General features: G+C 72.4%; 12 protein-coding genes. 9 read left to right on the top strand and 3 right to left on the bottom strand.

Annotated elements, in window-relative coordinates; translation table 11 throughout:
• Positions 1-104 precede the first annotated feature (104 nt).
• On the bottom strand, positions 105-1364 hold the full coding sequence (locus tag ACIPVB_RS06090; RefSeq protein ID WP_400367623.1) for a class I SAM-dependent RNA methyltransferase: 1260 nt from the start codon (positions 1362-1364) through the stop codon (positions 105-107).
• Positions 1365-1545: 181 nt separating this feature from the next.
• Here ACIPVB_RS06090 and ACIPVB_RS06085 point away from each other — a divergent pair, with 181 nt between their 5' ends.
• Positions 1546-2193 carry a Maf family protein gene (locus ACIPVB_RS06085; RefSeq protein WP_400367622.1) on the top strand — a complete coding sequence of 216 codons (648 nt, stop codon included), beginning with the start codon at positions 1546-1548 and terminating at the stop codon, positions 2191-2193.
• 77 nt (positions 2194-2270) lie between these two features.
• Entirely contained in the window at positions 2271-4037 is a 1767-nt protein-coding gene (locus tag ACIPVB_RS06080) for an acetyl/propionyl/methylcrotonyl-CoA carboxylase subunit alpha (RefSeq protein ID WP_400367621.1), read from the top strand.
• A gap of 1029 nt (positions 4038-5066) precedes the next feature.
• Here ACIPVB_RS06080 and ACIPVB_RS06075 read toward each other — a convergent pair.
• Positions 5067-6527, bottom strand: a complete 1461-nt coding sequence (locus ACIPVB_RS06075) for an NAD(P)H-quinone dehydrogenase (protein ID WP_400367620.1) — start codon at positions 6525-6527, stop codon at positions 5067-5069.
• Positions 6528-6629: 102 nt separating this feature from the next.
• Between ACIPVB_RS06075 and ACIPVB_RS06070 the strand changes: the two genes are divergently transcribed.
• From ACIPVB_RS06070 to ACIPVB_RS06060, 3 genes are all read left to right on the top strand, one after another.
• The gene (locus ACIPVB_RS06070; protein WP_400367619.1) at positions 6630-7463 is read left to right on the top strand and encodes a purine-nucleoside phosphorylase; all 834 of its coding nucleotides are present in this window, start codon (positions 6630-6632) and stop codon (positions 7461-7463) included.
• Positions 7460-9202 carry a phospho-sugar mutase gene (locus tag ACIPVB_RS06065; protein ID WP_400367618.1) on the top strand — a complete coding sequence of 581 codons (1743 nt, stop codon included), beginning with the start codon at positions 7460-7462 and terminating at the stop codon, positions 9200-9202. The genes ACIPVB_RS06070 and ACIPVB_RS06065 overlap by 4 nt, the downstream gene beginning before the upstream one ends.
• 170 nt (positions 9203-9372) lie before the next feature.
• Positions 9373-10341: a type IV toxin-antitoxin system AbiEi family antitoxin domain-containing protein gene (locus tag ACIPVB_RS06060; RefSeq protein WP_400367617.1), complete on the top strand. Its 969-nt coding sequence runs from the start codon at positions 9373-9375 to the stop codon at positions 10339-10341.
• Positions 10342-10795: 454 nt separating this feature from the next.
• On the opposite strand, the gene ACIPVB_RS06055 is transcribed toward ACIPVB_RS06060, so the two are convergent.
• Complete coding sequence (locus ACIPVB_RS06055; protein ID WP_400367616.1) at positions 10796-12769, bottom strand: BglG family transcription antiterminator; 1974 nt, start codon at positions 12767-12769, stop codon at positions 10796-10798.
• Positions 12770-12903: 134 nt separating this feature from the next.
• Here ACIPVB_RS06055 and ACIPVB_RS06050 point away from each other — a divergent pair, with 134 nt between their 5' ends.
• From ACIPVB_RS06050 to ACIPVB_RS06035, 4 genes are read left to right on the top strand one after another with little or no spacing between them, the layout of a single operon-like run.
• Positions 12904-13230, top strand: a complete 327-nt coding sequence (locus ACIPVB_RS06050; RefSeq protein ID WP_400367615.1) for a PTS sugar transporter subunit IIB — start codon at positions 12904-12906, stop codon at positions 13228-13230.
• Between the two features lie 16 nt (positions 13231-13246).
• Positions 13247-13522 (top strand): HPr family phosphocarrier protein, encoded by a 276-nt coding sequence (locus ACIPVB_RS06045; RefSeq protein ID WP_400367614.1) that lies wholly within the window; start codon positions 13247-13249, stop codon positions 13520-13522.
• Positions 13523-13536: 14 nt separating this feature from the next.
• Positions 13537-15222, top strand: coding sequence for a phosphoenolpyruvate--protein phosphotransferase (ptsP, locus tag ACIPVB_RS06040; protein ID WP_400367613.1), 1686 nt, complete (start codon positions 13537-13539; stop codon positions 15220-15222).
• 51 nt (positions 15223-15273) lie between these two features.
• On the top strand, positions 15274-16938 hold the full coding sequence (locus ACIPVB_RS06035) for a PTS mannitol transporter subunit IICB (RefSeq protein WP_400367612.1): 1665 nt from the start codon (positions 15274-15276) through the stop codon (positions 16936-16938).
• Positions 16939-16960: the final 22 nt, after the last annotated feature.

The following is a 16960-nucleotide window of genomic DNA, read 5'->3' as shown; positions in this document are numbered from 1 at the left end:
GCGTAGGAGTGTCCCGCGATGCGGCGCGTCCGCCCCGCGGGCGTGCCCTCGGCCAAGCCCGCGTCTCTCGACGAACGGGGACCCGGACGGGCGGACGCCGGGCGTCAGCGACGCAACACGGTCACGGCCTCGACGTGGTGCGAGTTCGGGAAGAGGTCGACACCGCGGATGCCACGATCGGCGCGGTACCCGTGCTCAGCGAAGATCGCCAGGTCGCGGGCGAGGGCGACCGGGTCGCAGGCGACGTAGACGACCGCCGAGGGCCGCAGACCGGCGATGCCGTCGACGGCGTCGCGGCCGGCGCCGGCGCGCGGCGGGTCGAGCAGCACGACACCCCGTGCCAGACGCTCGCGTTCGCGCGCCGAGGCGTCGGCGGCGAGCCGCGTGACGAAGCGATCCACCCGGGCGGTCTCGGCGCGGGCCCCGACCCACTCGGCGAGGTTCTCCCCCGCGTGCTCGGTGGCGCGCGGGTCGCTCTCGACGCTGATCACGCGCGTCGCCGCGCCGCCCCGCTCGGCCAGGGTCGCAGCGAACAGCCCCACCCCTCCGTAGAGGTCGAGGTGCGTGGCCTCGGGATCGAGCTCGCCCACGGATGCCGACAGCTCGGCCGACACCAGGGCGCTGAGCGTGCGCGCCGCCAAGCGGTGCACCTGCCAGAAGCCACCGGCATCCACCCGGAACACCCGGTCCCCCACGCGCTCCTCGACGACCTCGGGGGCCGGACGCGCGCGGTCGCCGTCGGGTCGAGGAAGCACCCGCACCCGGCCGTCGGCGGGCTGGACGAGGTCGATGCGCCCGGGGCGCGCGCCGGCGCGCGCCTCGTGGGCGGCACGCTCGACGGCCTCGGTCGCCAACGGCAGGTCGGGACTCTCCACGACGTGGTGCGTCCGTGCGGCGTACGCACCGACCCGACCCTCGTCGTCGACGTGCAGGCTCACGCGGGTGCGCCAGCGGGTCCCGTCGACGGACTCGGGATGCTGCTCGTCGCCCGCGGCGCGGACGTCGACGGGCAGGTCCAGTCGGCCGACGCGCTCGACGGCCTCGCGGATGACGCGCTCCTTCAGCGCGCGCTGGTGCGCCGGCTCGATGTGCCCGAACTCGGCGCCGCCCACGCGCTCGGCGGGGTCGACGTCGATCGCGGCGGAACGCCAGACGTGGGGGCGGCGCTGGGGGGCGGCATCCAGGACCTCGATCGCGTCGGCCCGCCAGAACGCCTTCTTGCGCGTGTCGGTGAGCCGGGCGCGTACGCGCTCGCCCGGCAGCGTGTCGGGGACGAACACGACCCGGCCCTCGTGTCGGGCGACGAACACCCCGCCGTGGGCGATGCCGGTGATGTCGAGTTCGATGAGGTCGCCGTCGTGCATCTTCCGAGCCTGACACATCGAGCCGGGAGAGCGCCCGGGTGCCCGACCCGTGAGCCCGTCGACGGTTCCGGCGCTTCGACGCGCTCGGCCACCCCGCGGTGCGGGGTCCGGGGCTTCGACAGGCTCTGCGCCCTGCCGTGCGCGGTCCGGAGGTCGAGCCGCGCGTGGGTAGCGTGGTCGCATGCGCGTGTGCCTGGCATCCACTTCTCCCGCCCGCATGATGCTGCTGCGTCAGGCGGGCATCGAACCCGCGACCCGGGCGCCCGAGGTCGACGAAGAAGCGGTGATCGCCGCGGTGGAGGCCGACCAGGGGCGCCGTCTGCCGGCCGCCGAGCACGTGCTGTTGCTCGCTCGCCGGAAGGCCGCCGATGTCGCACACCGCCTGCGCGCGGAGCAACCCGACTTCGACGGCTTCGTCATCGGGGGCGACTCGATGTTCGAGCTCGGCGACGAGATCCTCGGCAAGCCGTACACCCCCGAGGCCGCCACCGCCCGGTGGCGCGAGATGCGCGGGCGCACCGGCGTGCTGCACTCGGGGCACAGCGTCTTCCGCCTCGCGCCCGGGACGGAGCCGCGCGAGGCGTACGCCGTCGCCGACGCGTCCGTGACCTTCGCCGCCGACGTGGACGACGACGAGATCGCGGCGTACGTCGCCAGCGGCGAACCCCTGCTGGTCGCGGGCGCGTTCACCGTCGACAGCCTCGGCGGCGCGTTCATCGAGCGCGTCGAGGGCGACCCCTCGACCGTCGTGGGGATGTCGCTGTCGACCGTGCGACGACTCGTGCGCGAACTCGGCGGTTCGTGGACCGCACTGTGGAACCGTTCGTAGACTCCCGCACACGTTTTTCGGCGTTTCTTGTCGAGGAGGGTCAAAAGGGCGGGGTGCCCCCTCGCTAGGCTGGGAGGATGCCGAAGATCGCCAAGGTCCTTGTCGCCAACCGCGGCGAGATCGCCGTCCGAATCATCCGCGCCGCCCGCGACGCGGGCAAAGCCTCGGTCGCCGTCTACGCCGACCAGGACCGCGACGCCCTGCACACCCGCCTCGCCGACGAGGCCTACGCCCTCGACGGCGCCACGAGCGCCGACACCTACCTCTCCATCGAGAAGATCCTCTCGGTCGCCCGCCGCTCCGGCGCCGACGCCGTGCACCCGGGATACGGCTTCCTCGCCGAGAACGCCGACTTCGCCCGTGCGGTGACCGGGGCGGGCCTGACCTGGATCGGCCCCTCTCCCGACGCGATCGAGGCGCTCGGCGACAAGGTCACCGCCCGTCACGTGGCCGAGAAGGTCGGCGCCCCCCTCGCGCCCGGCACGCCCGGCCCCGTCTCGGGTGCCGACGAGGTCATCGCCTTCGCCGAGCAGGTGGGTCTGCCCATCGCCATCAAGGCCGCCTACGGTGGCGGCGGACGCGGGCTCAAGGTCGCCCGCGAGGTCGACGAGGTCGCCGAGATGTTCGAGTCGGCCACGCGCGAGGCCGTCGCCGCCTTCGGCCGCGGCGAGTGCTTCGTCGAGAAGTACCTCGACAAGCCGCGCCACGTCGAGACGCAGTGCCTCGCCGACTCCGCGGGCAACGTCGTGGTCGTCTCCACGCGCGACTGCTCGCTGCAGCGTCGTCACCAGAAGCTCGTCGAAGAGGCGCCGGCGCCGTTTCTCACCGACGAGCAGAACCGCATCCTGTACGCGGCATCCAAGGCCATCTTGAAAGAGGTCGGCTACGTCGGTGCGGGCACGTGCGAGTTCCTCATCGGCGCCGACGGCACCATCTCGTTCCTCGAGGTCAACACGCGCCTGCAGGTCGAGCACCCCGTGTCCGAGGAGGTCACGGGCCTCGACCTCGTGCGCGAGCAGTTCCGCCTCGCCGAGGGCGAGGAGCTCGGCTACGACGACCCCGCCCCGGTGGGCCACTCGATCGAGTTCCGCATCAACGGCGAGGACCCCGGTCGCGGCTTCCTCCCCCAGCCCGGCCCGATCCACGTCTTCAAGACGTTCGGCGGTCCCGGCATCCGTCTCGACTCCGGCGTCACCGCGGGCGACAGCGTCTCGGGTGCGTTCGACTCGCTGCTCGCGAAGATCATCGTCACCGGCCGCGACCGCGCCGAGGCGCTCGAGCGCGCGCGCCGGGCGCTCGACGAATTCGAGGTCGCCGGTATGCCCACCGTGCTGCCCTTCCACCGCAAGGTCGTCCGCGATCCCGCGTTCACCGCCGAGGACGGCACGTTCGGCGTCTTCACCCGGTGGATCGAGACCGAGTTCGTCAACGACATCCCGGCCTGGGACGGCGAGCTCGAGGTCCCCGCCGCAGCCCCCGGCCGGCACACCGTGGTCGTCGAGGTCGGCGGCAAGCGCCTCGAGGTGAGCCTTCCCGACCGCATCAGCGCCGCAGCCCCGCAGGTCGGCCGCCCGGCCGCCGCTCCGCCGTCCCGTCGCGCGCACGCCGCGTCGCCCGCGGCCGGAGCCACCGGCGACGCCGTGAAGTCGCCGATGCAGGCCACGATCGTCAAGGTCGCCGTCGAGGAGGGCCAGCAGGTCGTCAAGGGCGACCTGGTCGTCGTGCTCGAGGCGATGAAGATGGAGCAACCCATCCAGGCGCACAAGGACGGCACGATCGCGAGCATCGACGCCACGGCCGGCACCACCGTGTCGGCGGGGCACCAGCTGCTGCTGATCAGCTGACACGGTCCGTCTCGACCGGCGCCGCGCTCCTTCGGGGGCGCGGCGCCGTCGTTCCCGGCTGCTGCGCGGCGGCGTCGTTCCGGCTGCTGCGCGGCGGCGTCGTTTACGGTGCTGCGCGGCGGCGTCGTTTACGGTGCTGCGCGGCGGCGTCGTTTACGGTGCTGCGCGGCGGCGTCGTTCCCGGCTGCGGCGATGCGCGCGTGCCGGCCCGCGGCGATGCGCGCGTGCCGGAGGGCGCGGGCTGAGTCCCGCCCAGCCGCGAGAAACGGCATCCGTCACGAGACACGCGGCGACACGGCGTTCCTCGAGACAAACGGCGTTTATCGCAGCCCAGACGGGCTGAACCGCCGGGCTCGGACCGTGGATGCCAGGCCGCAACGCCGCGGGCGCGCCGGACGCCGCGAGGCTGAAGGCGCGGCCCAGCCGCGAGAAACGGCATCCGTCACGAAACACGCGGCGACACGGCGTTCCTCGAGACAAACGGCGTTTATCGCGGCCCAGACGGGCTGAACCGCCGGGCTCGGACCCCGGATGCGAGGCCGCACCGACACGCGCGCCGGACGCCGCGAGGCTGAAGGCGCCGCCCAGCGGCGACAAACGGCATCCGTCACGAAACACGCGGCGACACGGCGTTCCTCGAGACAAACGGCGTTTCTCGCAGCCCAGACGGGCTGAACCGCCGGGCTCGGACCGTGGATGCCGGACCGCACCGACACGCGCGCCGGACGCCGCGAGGCTGAAGGCGCCGCACAGCCGCGAGAAACGGCATCCGTCACGAAACACGCGGCGACACAGCGTTCCTCGAGACAAACGGCGTTTCTCGCGGCCCAGACGGACATCGCCGGGCTCGGACCCCGGATGCCGGGCCGCAACGCCGAGGCAGCGCGGGCGCCGCGACGCAGGACGACGCCGCAGCGACGCCGGGGCGACGCCGCAGCGACACAGGACGACGCCGCCGCGACGCAGGGGCAACGCCGCAGCGGCACAGGGGCTACGCCGCCGCGACGGAGGCCGCGGCTTCGGCGACGGTCAGTCCTCGCCGGGGTCGTCGTGATCGACGATGTGCATCGCGCGCGCCGCATCGGTGATGCTCGACGTCAGCGAGGGGTACACCGCGAACACGCGGGCGACCTGATCGACCGTCAGACGACGCTCGACCGCGATCGCGATGGGGTAGATCAGCTCGGACGCCTTGGGACCGACGATCACGCCGCCCATGACCGTCCCGCTGCCCTCGCGGGCGATCAGCTTGACGAAGCCGTCGGTGATGCCCTGCATCTTCGCCCGAGGGTTGGCCGACAGCGGGAGTTTGCGCACCTTGCCGGCGATACGGCCCTCGGTGACGTCCTGCTCGCTGAAGCCGATCGTGGCGATCTCGGGCGCCGTGAAGATGTTGGCCGTGATGCGGCGGGTCTCGAGCGGGATGACGATGTCGCCCAGCGCGTGGAAGATCGCCTGACGCCCCTGCATCGACGCGACGGATGCCAGGGGGTAGAAGTTCGTGCAGTCGCCGGCCGCGTAGATGTTGGGCACCGAGGTACGCGCGACGCGGTTCACGCGGATGTGACCCGAGGGGGTCATCTGCACGCCGGCCTGCTCGAGGCCGAGGCCCGCGGTGTTGGGGATCGAGCCGACCGCCATGAGGCAATGGCTGCCCTCGATCGTCCGGCCGTCCGCGAGGGTGACGACCACGCCCTCGCCCGTGTTGACGACCGACTCGGCCCGCGCCTTTGCCAGCAGCGTCATGCCTCCGCGCTGGAACACGCGTTCGAGGACGGCCGCGGCATCCTGGTCCTCACCGGGGAGCACCTGGTCGCGGCTGGAGACGAGCGTGACCTTGGCGCCGAGGTTCATGTACGCCGAGGCGAACTCGGCACCCGTCACCCCCGAACCGACGACGATGAGGTGGGTGGGGACGGACTTCATGTTGTAGAGCTGCGTCCATGTGAGGATGCGCTCGCCGTCGGGCTGCGCCGAGGGCAGCTCACGCGGGGACGCGCCCACCGACACCACCAGGGTCTCGGCCTCGATGCGGTCGAAATCGGTACCGCCCGCCTCGGTCGACACCACGACCGCGCCGTTGCCGTCGAGACGTCCGTGCCCGGAGATGATGCGCACCCCCGCCTCGAGCAGCGAGGAACGCATGTCGTCGGACTGCTGACGGGCGAGCGAGAGCAGGCGCTGATTGACGGCGGCGAGGTTGATCGCGACCTCGGGGGTCAGGGGCTTGCCGCGGTCGTCCTTGGCGAACAACTGCACGCCCAGGCTGCTGGCGTTGCGGATGGCGACGGCCGCGTCGGCGGTGGCGATCAGGGTCTTGGAGGGGACGACGTCGGTGATGACGGCCGAACCGCCCACGCCGGCGCGCTCGACCAGGGTGACGTCGGCGCCGAGCTGCGCCGCCGAAAGCGCGGCCTCGTACCCGCCGGGGCCGCCGCCGACGATCGCGACGGACTGCTTGCGCTCGAAGCTCTGCACCATGGCATCCATTCTGTCAGCGTGGACGAGCCCGCCCGGCACCGGGGCGGATTCCCCGTCCGACACGGGCTTCGTCGTCTGGCCCGCAGGCCCCGCGTTTTCTAGAGTGGGGGGATGTCCAACAGCACTCCTCACCCGCTCGATGACCCGTCGGTCGACCCGTTCGAGGTCGCCACGGCCGCGGCGGCCGACATCGCCCGCCTTTCCGGTGTCGAGCACCACGACATCGCCGTCACCCTGGGGTCCGGCTGGGGGCGCGCCGCCGAACTCATCGGCGAAGAGACGGCGTCGTTCCCGGCGACCGAGGTGGTCGGCTTCAGCAAGCCCGCCCTCGAGGGTCACGTCGGCACGCTGCGCAGCGTCCGCACCCCCGGCGGCAAGAACGTCCTCGTCATCGGCGCGCGCACGCACTACTACGAGAACCACGGCGTACGCCGGGTCGTGCACAGCGTCCGCACGGCGGCGGCGACCGGGGCCACGACGATGATGCTCACCAACGGCGCGGGAGGGATCCGCGAGACGTGGAAGCCCGGTCAGCCCGTGCTGATCAGCGACCACATCAACCTCACCGCCGACTCGCCCCTCGAGGGCGCGACGTTCATCGACCTGACCGACCTGTACTCGAAGCGGCTGCGCGAGGTCGCGCGGAGCATCGACCCCACCCTCGACGAGGGCGTCTACACCCAGTTCCGCGGTCCGCACTACGAGACCCCCGCCGAGGTGCAGATGGCCAAGACGATCGGCGGCGACATCGTCGGCATGTCCACCGCCCTCGAGGCGATCGCGGCACGGCAGGCCGGCATGGAGATCCTCGGCTTCTCGCTCATCACGAACCTGGCCGCCGGCATCCAGCAGACGCCCCTCAGCCATGAAGAGGTGCTCGAGGCCGGCCGCGACGCCGAGCCGGTGATCTCGGACCTGCTCGCTCGCGTGATCGGCGCGCTGTGAGCGCGTACCTGGACGCGGCCCGCGCGTGGATCGCGCAGGACCCGGATGCCGAGACCCGCGAGGAGCTCACGGCCCTGATCGCACGCGTCGAGGACGGGGATGCCGAGGCCTCCGCCGACCTCGACGACCGCTTCGCGAGCCGCCTGGCGTTCGGCACGGCCGGCCTGCGCGGGACCCTCGGCGCCGGCCCCAACCGCATGAACCGCGTGCTCGTGGCGCAGGCGGCGGGCGGTTTCGCGGCCTACCTCGCCGAGCGCTCCTCCGGCGGCACCCCGACCGTCGTGGTCGGCTACGACGGGCGTCGCAACTCCGACGTCTTCGCCCGCGACTCGGTCGAGATCTTCGCCGGGGCGGGGCTGAACGCGATCCTGCTCCCCCGGCTGCTGCCCACACCCGTGCTCGCCTTCGCCGTGCGCCACCTCGGCGCCGACGCGGGCGTCATGGTCACCGCCAGCCACAACCCGCCCGACGACAACGGCTACAAGGTGTACCTCGGCGGTGACGACCAGGGCGCCCAGATCGTCTCGCCGGCGGATGCCGAGATCGCCGCACACATCCAGCGGATCGCCGACGAGGGCACCATCGCGATCCTGCCGCGCTCGGTGGGGTACGCCAACGCTCCGGAGTCGGTCGTCGAGGCGTACGTCGCGGCGACCGCCGCGGTCGCTCCCGCGCCGGCCGGTGCCGACGGCCTGAACTGGGTCTACACGGCGATGCACGGCGTCGGGTGGGAGACCGTCTCGCGCGTGCTGGGCGCAGCCGGCTACCCGCAGCCCACCGTCGTCGAGGCGCAGATCCACCCCGACGGACGCTTCCCGACCGTGGCGTTCCCCAACCCGGAAGAGCCCGGGGCGATGGACCTGTCGTTCGAGACCGCTCGCGCCGTCGACGCCGAGCTCGTCATCGCCAACGACCCGGATGCCGACCGCCTCGCCGTCGCGATCCCCGACGCCGACGCCGAGGGCGGGTGGCGCCGGCTGACCGGCAACGAGATCGGGCTGCTGCTGGGGTGGCGCGCCGCGCGACGGGCGGCCACGGGCCCGGACACCGGCGGAGACGCCTTCTCCCCGAACGACGCCCCCGACGGCCCCGCCGAGCCGCGCGGGGACGCCGGGGCCCCGGCATCCCTCGCCTGTTCGCTGGTGTCGTCGCCCGGACTCCAGGCCGTCGCCGAGCACTACGGTCTCGCGTTCCACGCGACCCTCACGGGGTTCAAGTGGATCTCGCGTGCGCCCGGGATCGTCTTCGGCTTCGAAGAGGCCCTCGGTTACCTCGTGAACCCTGAGGTCGTGCGCGACAAGGACGGGATCTCGGCCGCCGTGGCGCTGCTCGGCATGGCCGCCGAGGCGCGTGCGCAGGGCCGCACGGTCGCCGACCTGCTGCAGGAGTTCCGCGACACGTTCGGCGCGTTCGCGAGCGACCAGATCTCGGTGCGCGTGACCGATGTGAGCGAGATCGGCGCGATCATGGCATCGCTGCGCTCACAGCCGCCGGCCACGATCGGCGAGATCGCGGTCACCCGCATCGACGATCTGCTGCTCGGCGTGGACGGTCTGCCCCCGGGCGACGTGCTGCGCGTGTGGCTCGAGGACGGCTCCCGCCTGATCGTGCGCCCGAGCGGCACCGAACCGAAGCTCAAGTTGTACCTGGACGTGCGCGGATCGTCGGCGAAGAAGGCGCGGCGCCGTCTCGAGGCGCTGCGCGCGGGCGCCGAGGAGCTGCTGGCGTCGGTGCGCTGAGGGGTCTGGGGCGTCCGGCGTGCAATGGGGTGGTTGGTGACCGCCCCACTGCACGTCGGACGCCCCGACCCGCCACCGCGCTCTCTCCACAGGCCGCGGATCCGATGCCCTCTCCACGGATGCGGGCGACGACGCCGAGACCGGATCGCGTCTCGTGGAACCGTGAGCCCGTGGCATTCGAAGACGCGGTCCCCCTCATCTCCCGACAGCAGCTCGAGGCTCTCGGTTGGCATTCGCGGCGTGTGCGCCATGCGGTGGATGCCGGGGATCTGCAGGTGCTCAGGCGCGGCGTCTACGTGCGGTCGGCAGACCTCGCCCGGTCGACGACGGAGGAGAAGATCGTGGTGCGCGCTCGCGCACTCGCTTCCGTGTCGCGGCGCGCACCGCTGTTCTGCGGCCTCACCGCTGCTGCGCTCCTCGGGCTCCCGGTACTCCGCGACGACGGGGCGCTTCACATCGTCTCCGATGACCCCCGATCATCCAGCGGCCCCGGAGTCGTTCGCCACCGCGGCGCGAAAGACGACGCGGTCGTCATCGAGACCTCGGGGGTGCGCTGCACCTCCCTCGCCCGGACCGTCGTCGACGTCGCGCGGAGCGCGTCGCACGACGCCGCCGTGTGCGTCGCGGATGCCGCGCTCCGGCAGACGGCCTTCAGCCCGCCGGGCACCTACGACGCGGAGGTCGCCGCGGTCTTCCGCGACGAGGTGCGGCGCATCGCCGCAATGACGACGCGCGGACGAGTGCGGGTCGAGAGGGTGATCGGAATGGCCGACGGGCGGGCGCAACTCCCGGGTGAGAGCATCAGCCGGCTGCGTCTGCTGGATCTCGGCTTCGCCACTCCGTCCCTTCAGGTGCCGGTGCCCGGCCCGCGCGGGGGAACGTACTGGGTCGACTTCGGTCTCGACGATGTCGGGGCCTGGGGTGAGTTCGACGGTCGAGTCAAATACCGCGAGCTCGCAACGGCGGCGCGTCAGAACGCGTCCGACATCGTCGAACGAGAGAAGCAACGCGAAGACTGGATCCGCGGCACGACTCAGCGACGGCTGGCGCGCTGGGGGTGGCGCGATGTTCGAGACGCGCGAACCCTCGGTCAGCGGCTCCGAGCGTTCGGGATCGAGCCGCCTCGACGCCAGCCCTGACCGGGCGAGGGGCGCGCGCGTTCGGAAGGCCCGCATCGGGGCGCGGCGCGTGCGTGCGTTGAGAGCGCCCGCATCGGGGCGCGGCGCGTGCGTGCGTTGAGAGCGCCCGCATCGGGGCGCGGCGCGTGCACCGGGGCGTCCGCCGACCGCCCCGCTGCACGAAGGGCGCCCCGGGCGCTGGCGGGACGCGGCCTTGCGCAGGCCCCGGTGAACGGCGCAGGCGCGTTCGGCCGGCGCACGGCGACCCGGTGTCTCGCAACGGGGCGCGGCGCGTGCACCGGGGCGGTCGGCGGACGCCCCGCTGCACCCAGGGCGCCCCGGGCGCTGGCGGGACGCGGCAGGAGGGCACCCCGCGGCAGGAGGGCGCCCCGCGGCCGGAGGGCGCCCCGCGGCACGGAGGGCGCCCGATGCGGCGCCGGCGCGTGTCGGCCGTGCCCGGCGAGGCGCGCGGGCGTCAGCCGTCGATCACCGCGACCAGCTCATCGAGGAACGCCGGGAACGACGTCGCGCGGCGGACGATCCGCTGCACGCTGTCGCGCTCGCTGAACACCTCGACGAACTGCTCGAACACGGTCTGGAACGCCTCGCGATCGGTCTCGCTGAACGCCACGAGCGCCACCACCTGCACCCGGCCCTCTCCCCACGCGATCGAGGGGTCGGCGATGCCGATGGCGATGCGGGTCTGCGTCGCGGTCATGCCCATCGCATGGGGCACCGCGAGCGCGTCGGTGAACGCCGTCGACGAGATGGCCTCGCGCTCGACGGCGCGGGCGACGTAGGCCTCGTCGATGACCCCCTGCTCCACCAGCAGGCCGCCCAGGCGCCGGATGACACCGGCCTCGCCGCCCGCGGCATCCAGGCCCCGCACGAACGCCTCGGGCGCGAAGTAGCGCTCGAGCTCGGCCCGCAGGCGCGCCAGACGCCGGCCGCGGCGGATGCGCCCCGCGGCCGCCTGCACACGCTCCACGTCGGCGTCGGTGAGGAACGGCTGGATGCGCACGAACCGATCGCCCGGGCGCGGCGGGTCGATCGTGGTGAGCACGAGGTCGGAGTCGATCGCATCCCACGCCGGGTCGATGCGGGTCTCGACCCCGACGACCTCGATCGCCTGGCCGAGCGAGCGGTCGACGCTGGAGCGCAGCAGTTCGTGCAGCTCGTAGTAGCCCGGGCACACGATGGTGGCGGTGAGCAGCTGGTCCGCGCGGCGGCTGCGCTCGAGCCGTCCGCCCACGTGCATCGCGATGTAGGCGATCTCGTCGTCGAGGATCGGGATGCCGAGACCGTCCTGCAGGCCCTTGGCGATGTACACCGCGACCTCGAAGATCATCGGGTACGTCGACTTGAGCGACCGGGTCAGGGGGTTGCGCGACCACGCCTGTTCGCGCGAGCGCGCCAGCAGGTTCTGCACGTGCAGCGCGAGGCGCAGGATGAAGTCGTCGTGGGCGATGTCGACGAGGAACTCGGATGCCGCGTTGTCGACGACCAATCGGACCGCCGCCTCGACCGCGGGGTCCAGCCGTGCGCGCACGTCGTCTTGCGCCGGCGCGCCGGGGGCGACGATGCGGGTCAGGACGAGGGTCGCGAGGTGGCGCAGGTCGCCCGAGCCGAGCTGCACGCCGATGTGCTTGACGGTGAGTCGGTCGAGCAGCTCGACCACGGCCGCCGCCGCGTCGGACGAGTCCCCGCCGGGCGACCCGAGGGCGCGGTCGCGGGTCGTGCGGTCGGCGGCGATCGCGATGTGCATCACGACGTCGCCGATACCGATCTCGTTGACGTAGTAGCCCAGGGCGCCGAGTTCGGCGACGAGCTCGGCCTTGAACGGACCGAACGCACGCGCACCGACCGAGCGCTCGCCGAGCGTGCGACGCAGCGCGTCGAGGTCGAACAGGCCGGCATCCATCTCGTCGTGGGCGAGCTTGGACAGCAGGCGACGCTGGGCGACCTCGGTCCCGCGCAGTCGGGCGGTGGATGCCGAGCGCTCCAGCGTCAGTTCGGTGCCCCCGAGCAGACTCCGCACGCGCGACAGATCGGCCTCGAGCGTGGCGGTGCTCACGTGCAGCGCGTCGGCGGTGTCGAACACGTCGATGCCGTCCGCGGAGTCGAGCAGGCGGCGCACCAGCGTGTGCAGGCGGTCGCGGGGGGTTCCGGCATCCGTCCCCGGCAACGCGCGCAGGGCCGCGGCCGCCCCGGAGCCGGCGCGGTAGCCGAGCGGACCCGATTCGATCGCCGCTCCCCCCGCTACGCGCGCGTTGACCGCGGTGACGTAGGAGCGGACGCTGCGGGGCGTGACGCCGAGTGCATCCGCCAGCGACGCCGCGGTCGACCATTCCCCGTCCCGCAGCAACAGGGCCAGCAGGCGGTCTTGGCGAGCTTTCGTCGTCACGATCCGTCCTCCGCACCGCCCTGGTCGGCGGATGTCTTCATCCATCCAACCACGCGCCGGCGGGCCGGGCGCGGGGCGGGGCGGGCCCGCTCGGCATCCGCGTTCCGGGGGGTGGGAAACGAACCTGGTTGTCCGCTGAGAGCGCGGTGAACACAATCGAAAGGAAGAAAGGCCGGTCGATGAAGATCCTCGTGGTGTGTGGAGCGGGTGCGTCGAGCACGTTCGTCGCGCAACGCGTACGCCATGCTGCGCTCGAGAAGGGCCTGGACCTCTCCGCATCCGCCGGCGCGTGGCACGCGCTCCCCCACGACCTGGATGCCGGTGACGTCGTCCTCGTGGGACCCCACCTGGCCCTCGATGTGGAACGCATCCGTGCCGAAGCCTCTCCGCGGGGCGTGCTGGTGGCCCTCCTGCCCGACGATGTCTTCACCGACCGCAGCGGTGCCCGCACCCTCGCCCTGATCGAGGACGCCCTGCGTTCCCGCCAGCCCGCGGACACGATCTGAGAGCCGAGGACAGACCATGCCCCACCTGACCCGCACCGTCCGCATCGGATCGTCCCACGGTCTGCACGCCCGCCCCGCGAAGCTCTTCGCGCAGGCGGCCAAGGACGCCGGCATCCCGGTGACCCTGGCCAAGGACGCGGGCAAGCCCGTCAACGCCGCGAGCATCCTGGGCATCATCGCCCTCGGACTCGAGCAGGGCGACTACATCACCCTCACCGCCGACGGCGACAACGCCGAGGCGACGCTGGAGCGTCTCGCCGAGTTGCTCACCACCGACCACGACGCCGAGTAAAGGAACACAGCACCATGACGGAACTCCGTGGAGTCGGAATCGGACTGGGCGTCGCCCAGGGCCCCATCGCGCGCATGGCCGAGCCCCTGCCCGCCCCGAAGGATGCCGCGAGCGAGCTGAGCGTCGAGGACGAGACGGCGCGCGTGCGCGAGGCCGTCGCCGCCGTCGCCCGCGAGCTGGAGGCCCGCGGCGCTGAAGCCGGCGGCGCCGCGCGCGACGTGCTCGAGGCGCAGGCCATGATCGCCGAGGACCCCACCCTCGAGGCCGAGGTCGACTCCCGCCTCTCCGCCGGCAAGACCGGCGAGTTCGCCGTGCACGACGCCTTCGCCTCGTTCCGCGAGCAGCTCGTCGCCCTCGGCGGCTACCTCGGCGAGCGCGCCGCCGACCTCGACGACGTGGCTCAGCGCGTGATCGCGCGCCTGCGGGGCGTCGCGGCCCCCGGCATCCCCGATCCCGGACACCCGTTCGTGCTCGTGGCCAAGGACCTCGCCCCCGCCGACACCGCGCTGCTCGACCTCGACAAGGTGCTGGCCCTGGTCACCACCGAGGGCGGACCGACCTCGCACACCGCGATCCTCGCCCGCGAGAAGTCGATCGTCGCCGTCGTCGGTGCGAGCGGCGCGAAGGACCTCGTCGACGGACAGTCCGTCATCGTGGACGCGGCCGCAGGCGTCGTCACCGCCGACCCGACCGACGACGAGAAGGCGCGGGCGCTCACCCGTGCCGCGTCGCGGGCCGCCGCGGCATCCGCCCCGATCACCGACGGCGCCCTCGCCGACGGCACGCGGATTCCTTTGCTGGCCAACCTCGGCAAGCCCGGCGGAGCCTCGGAGGCCGTCGAGCTGGGCGCCGAGGGCGTCGGGCTGTTCCGCACCGAGTTCCTCTTCTTGAGCTCCAGCTCCGCCCCGACCGTCGAGGAGCAGCGGGCGGCGTACATCGAGCTGCTCAGCGCGTTCCCCGGCAAGAAGGTCGTCGTGCGCGTGCTCGACGCCGGCGCCGACAAGCCGCTGCCCTTCCTCAATGACGCCCACGAAGAGAACCCCGCGCTGGGGCTGCGCGGTCTGCGGGCCCTCCGCGCCAGCGAGGACATCCTGCGCGAGCAGCTCACCGCCCTCGCCGAGGCGGATGCCGCGACCCGCGCGAGCGACGCCGGCCCCGCCGACCTGTGGGTCATGGCGCCCATGGTCTCGACCGTCGAAGAGACGCGCTACTTCACCGCACTCGCCAAGGACTACGGCCTCAAGACCACCGGCGTCATGGTCGAGGTGCCCTCGTCGGCACTGCTGGCCGACCGGATCCTGCAGATCGCGGACTTCGCCTCGATCGGCACCAACGACCTCACGCAGTACACGCTCGCGGCCGACCGGCTGCTCGGCTCGGTCGCCTCGTTCCAGGACCCCTGGCACCCCGCCGTCCTCCGCCTCATCCGCGAGGTCGGTGCGGCGGGCCGCGCGAACGGCAAGCCCGTCGGCATCTGCGGCGAGGCCGCGGCCGACCCCCTGCTGGCCGTCGTGCTCGTCGGCCTCGGCGCCACCACGCTTTCGATGGCGCCCACGGCCCTGGCCGACGTGCGCGCCAGCCTGCTCACCCAGACTCTCGACGATGCCCGGCGCATCGCCGAGGCCGCCCTGGCCGCGGATGACGCGGCCTCCGCCCGCGAGGCAGCCCAGGCCGCCTCCTCCACCCCTGTCGCGGCGTAAGCCGCACCCTCCGGCGGCTCCGGCCGCCCAGCCACTCAAGGAGACACAGCAATGACGACGACGTCACCCACCAAGAAGCCGGGAGGGGCACGGATCGCAGTCCAGCGATTCGGCACGTTCCTGTCCGGCATGATCATGCCGAACATCGCGGCGTTCATCGCATGGGGCTTCATCACCATGCTCTTCATCCCCGCCGGGTTCTTCGGCGCCGCCAGCCCCTTCGGCTGGCACTGGGCCCCCGTCGCCGAGATCATCGGCGGTGGCGGTGACGCCGCGGCCATCAACTGGCCCGGCGCGATGACCGCACTCACCGCGAACGAGGACGGCACGACCTACCAGGGCTACGTCGGCCTGGTCAGCGTCATGATCACCTACCTGCTGCCCCTGCTCATCGCCAACACCGGTGGACGCATCGTCTACGGCGCGCGCGGTGGCGTGGTCGCGACCATCGCCGTCATGGGCGTGATCGTGGGCACCAACATCCCCATGTTCCTCGGCGCGATGATCATGGGCCCGCTCGCAGCGTGGATCACCAAGCAGATGGACAAGCTGTGGGACGGCAAGATCCGCCCCGGCTTCGAGATGCTCGTGAACAACTTCTCGGCCGGCATCCTCGGCATGGTCCTCGCGATCGTCGGCTTCTTCGCCTTCGGTCCCGTCTTCCTCGGCATCAGCGCGGTCCTCGGCAGCATCGTCGCGTTCCTCGTGCAGTTCAACCTGCTGCCGGTGCTGTCGATCATCGTCGAGCCGGCCAAGGTGCTGTTCCTCAACAACGCGATCAACCACGGTGTCTTCACCCCGCTCGGCATCGAGCAGGCCGCCGACACCGGCAAGTCGATCCTGTTCCTCATCGAGGCCAACCCCGGCCCTGGCCTCGGTCTGCTGCTCGCCTTCACCTTCTTCGGTGTCGGTGCGGCGAAGGCCTCGGCCCCCGGTGCCATCGTCATCCAGTTCCTCGGCGGCATCCACGAGATCTACTTCCCGTACGCCCTCGCCAAGCCCATGACGATCCTGGCCCTCATCGCCGGTGGCGCCTCGGGCGTCGCGGTCAACATGATCTTCGGCGGTGGCCTGGTCTTCCCGGCCGCTCCCGGCAGCATCATCGCCGTGACGGCCGCCGCGGCCGGTGGCGGTGTCGCCAACGTGCTCGTGGTCTACCTGTCGGTGATCGTCGCCGCCGTGGTGACCTTCCTCATCGCGGGCGTCATCCTGCGGGCCTCCCGTAAGCGCGACGCCGAGGCCGAGGGCGACAGCTTCGCCGCGGCGATCGATCAGACCGCGGCCAACAAGGGCAAGGAGTCCTCCGCCCTCGGCGCCCTGCGCACGCGAGCGGCCGGCACCACCGGATCGGGCACGACCGAGTCCGCCGACCGTGACGTCGACGGCGCCCTGGGCGGCCTCGGCGGAGCCGTCGCGACCAAGCAGCTGAACAACATCGTGTTCGCCTGCGACGCGGGCATGGGTTCGTCGGCGATGGGCGCGAGCGTCCTGCGCAACAAGATCAAGAAGGCCGGTATCGACGGCGTCACGGTCACCAATCAGGCGATCGCGAACCTCGACGGCTCGGCCGACCTGGTCATCACGCAGAACCAGCTCACCGACCGCGCCAAGGCGCAGTCGCCCGACTCGCTGCACGTGTCGGTCGACAACTTCATGAACTCGCCGCGGTACGACGAGGTCGTGGAGATGGTGCGCGCGCAGCACGAAGCGAAGTAATCCCCCTAGCACGCCAGGGGCC

It is taken from the genome of Microbacterium sp. NPDC090007 (assembly GCF_044748345.1).
GTDB lineage: Bacteria > Actinomycetota > Actinomycetes > Actinomycetales > Microbacteriaceae > Microbacterium.
This window is presented reverse-complemented; position numbering and strand designations above follow the sequence as displayed.

Bases quoted from the DNA above. Each gene is read 5' to 3' on its own strand.
- ptsP (WP_400367613.1), top strand. From the start codon at position 13,537: ATGACGGAACTCCGTGGAGTCGGAATCGGACTGGGCGTCGCCCAGGGC.
- ACIPVB_RS06070 (WP_400367619.1), top strand. From the start codon at position 6,630: ATGTCCAACAGCACTCCTCACCCGCTCGATGACCCGTCGGTCGACCCG.
- ACIPVB_RS06090 (WP_400367623.1), bottom strand. From the start codon at position 1,364: ATGCACGACGGCGACCTCATCGAACTCGACATCACCGGCATCGCCCAC.
- ACIPVB_RS06075 (WP_400367620.1), bottom strand. From the start codon at position 6,527: ATGGATGCCATGGTGCAGAGCTTCGAGCGCAAGCAGTCCGTCGCGATC.
- ACIPVB_RS06050 (WP_400367615.1), top strand. From the start codon at position 12,904: ATGAAGATCCTCGTGGTGTGTGGAGCGGGTGCGTCGAGCACGTTCGTC.
- ACIPVB_RS06055 (WP_400367616.1), bottom strand. From the start codon at position 12,769: ATGGATGAAGACATCCGCCGACCAGGGCGGTGCGGAGGACGGATCGTG.
- ACIPVB_RS06080 (WP_400367621.1), top strand. From the start codon at position 2,271: ATGCCGAAGATCGCCAAGGTCCTTGTCGCCAACCGCGGCGAGATCGCC.
- ACIPVB_RS06035 (WP_400367612.1), top strand. From the start codon at position 15,274: ATGACGACGACGTCACCCACCAAGAAGCCGGGAGGGGCACGGATCGCA.
- ACIPVB_RS06085 (WP_400367622.1), top strand. From the start codon at position 1,546: ATGCGCGTGTGCCTGGCATCCACTTCTCCCGCCCGCATGATGCTGCTG.
- ACIPVB_RS06045 (WP_400367614.1), top strand. From the start codon at position 13,247: ATGCCCCACCTGACCCGCACCGTCCGCATCGGATCGTCCCACGGTCTG.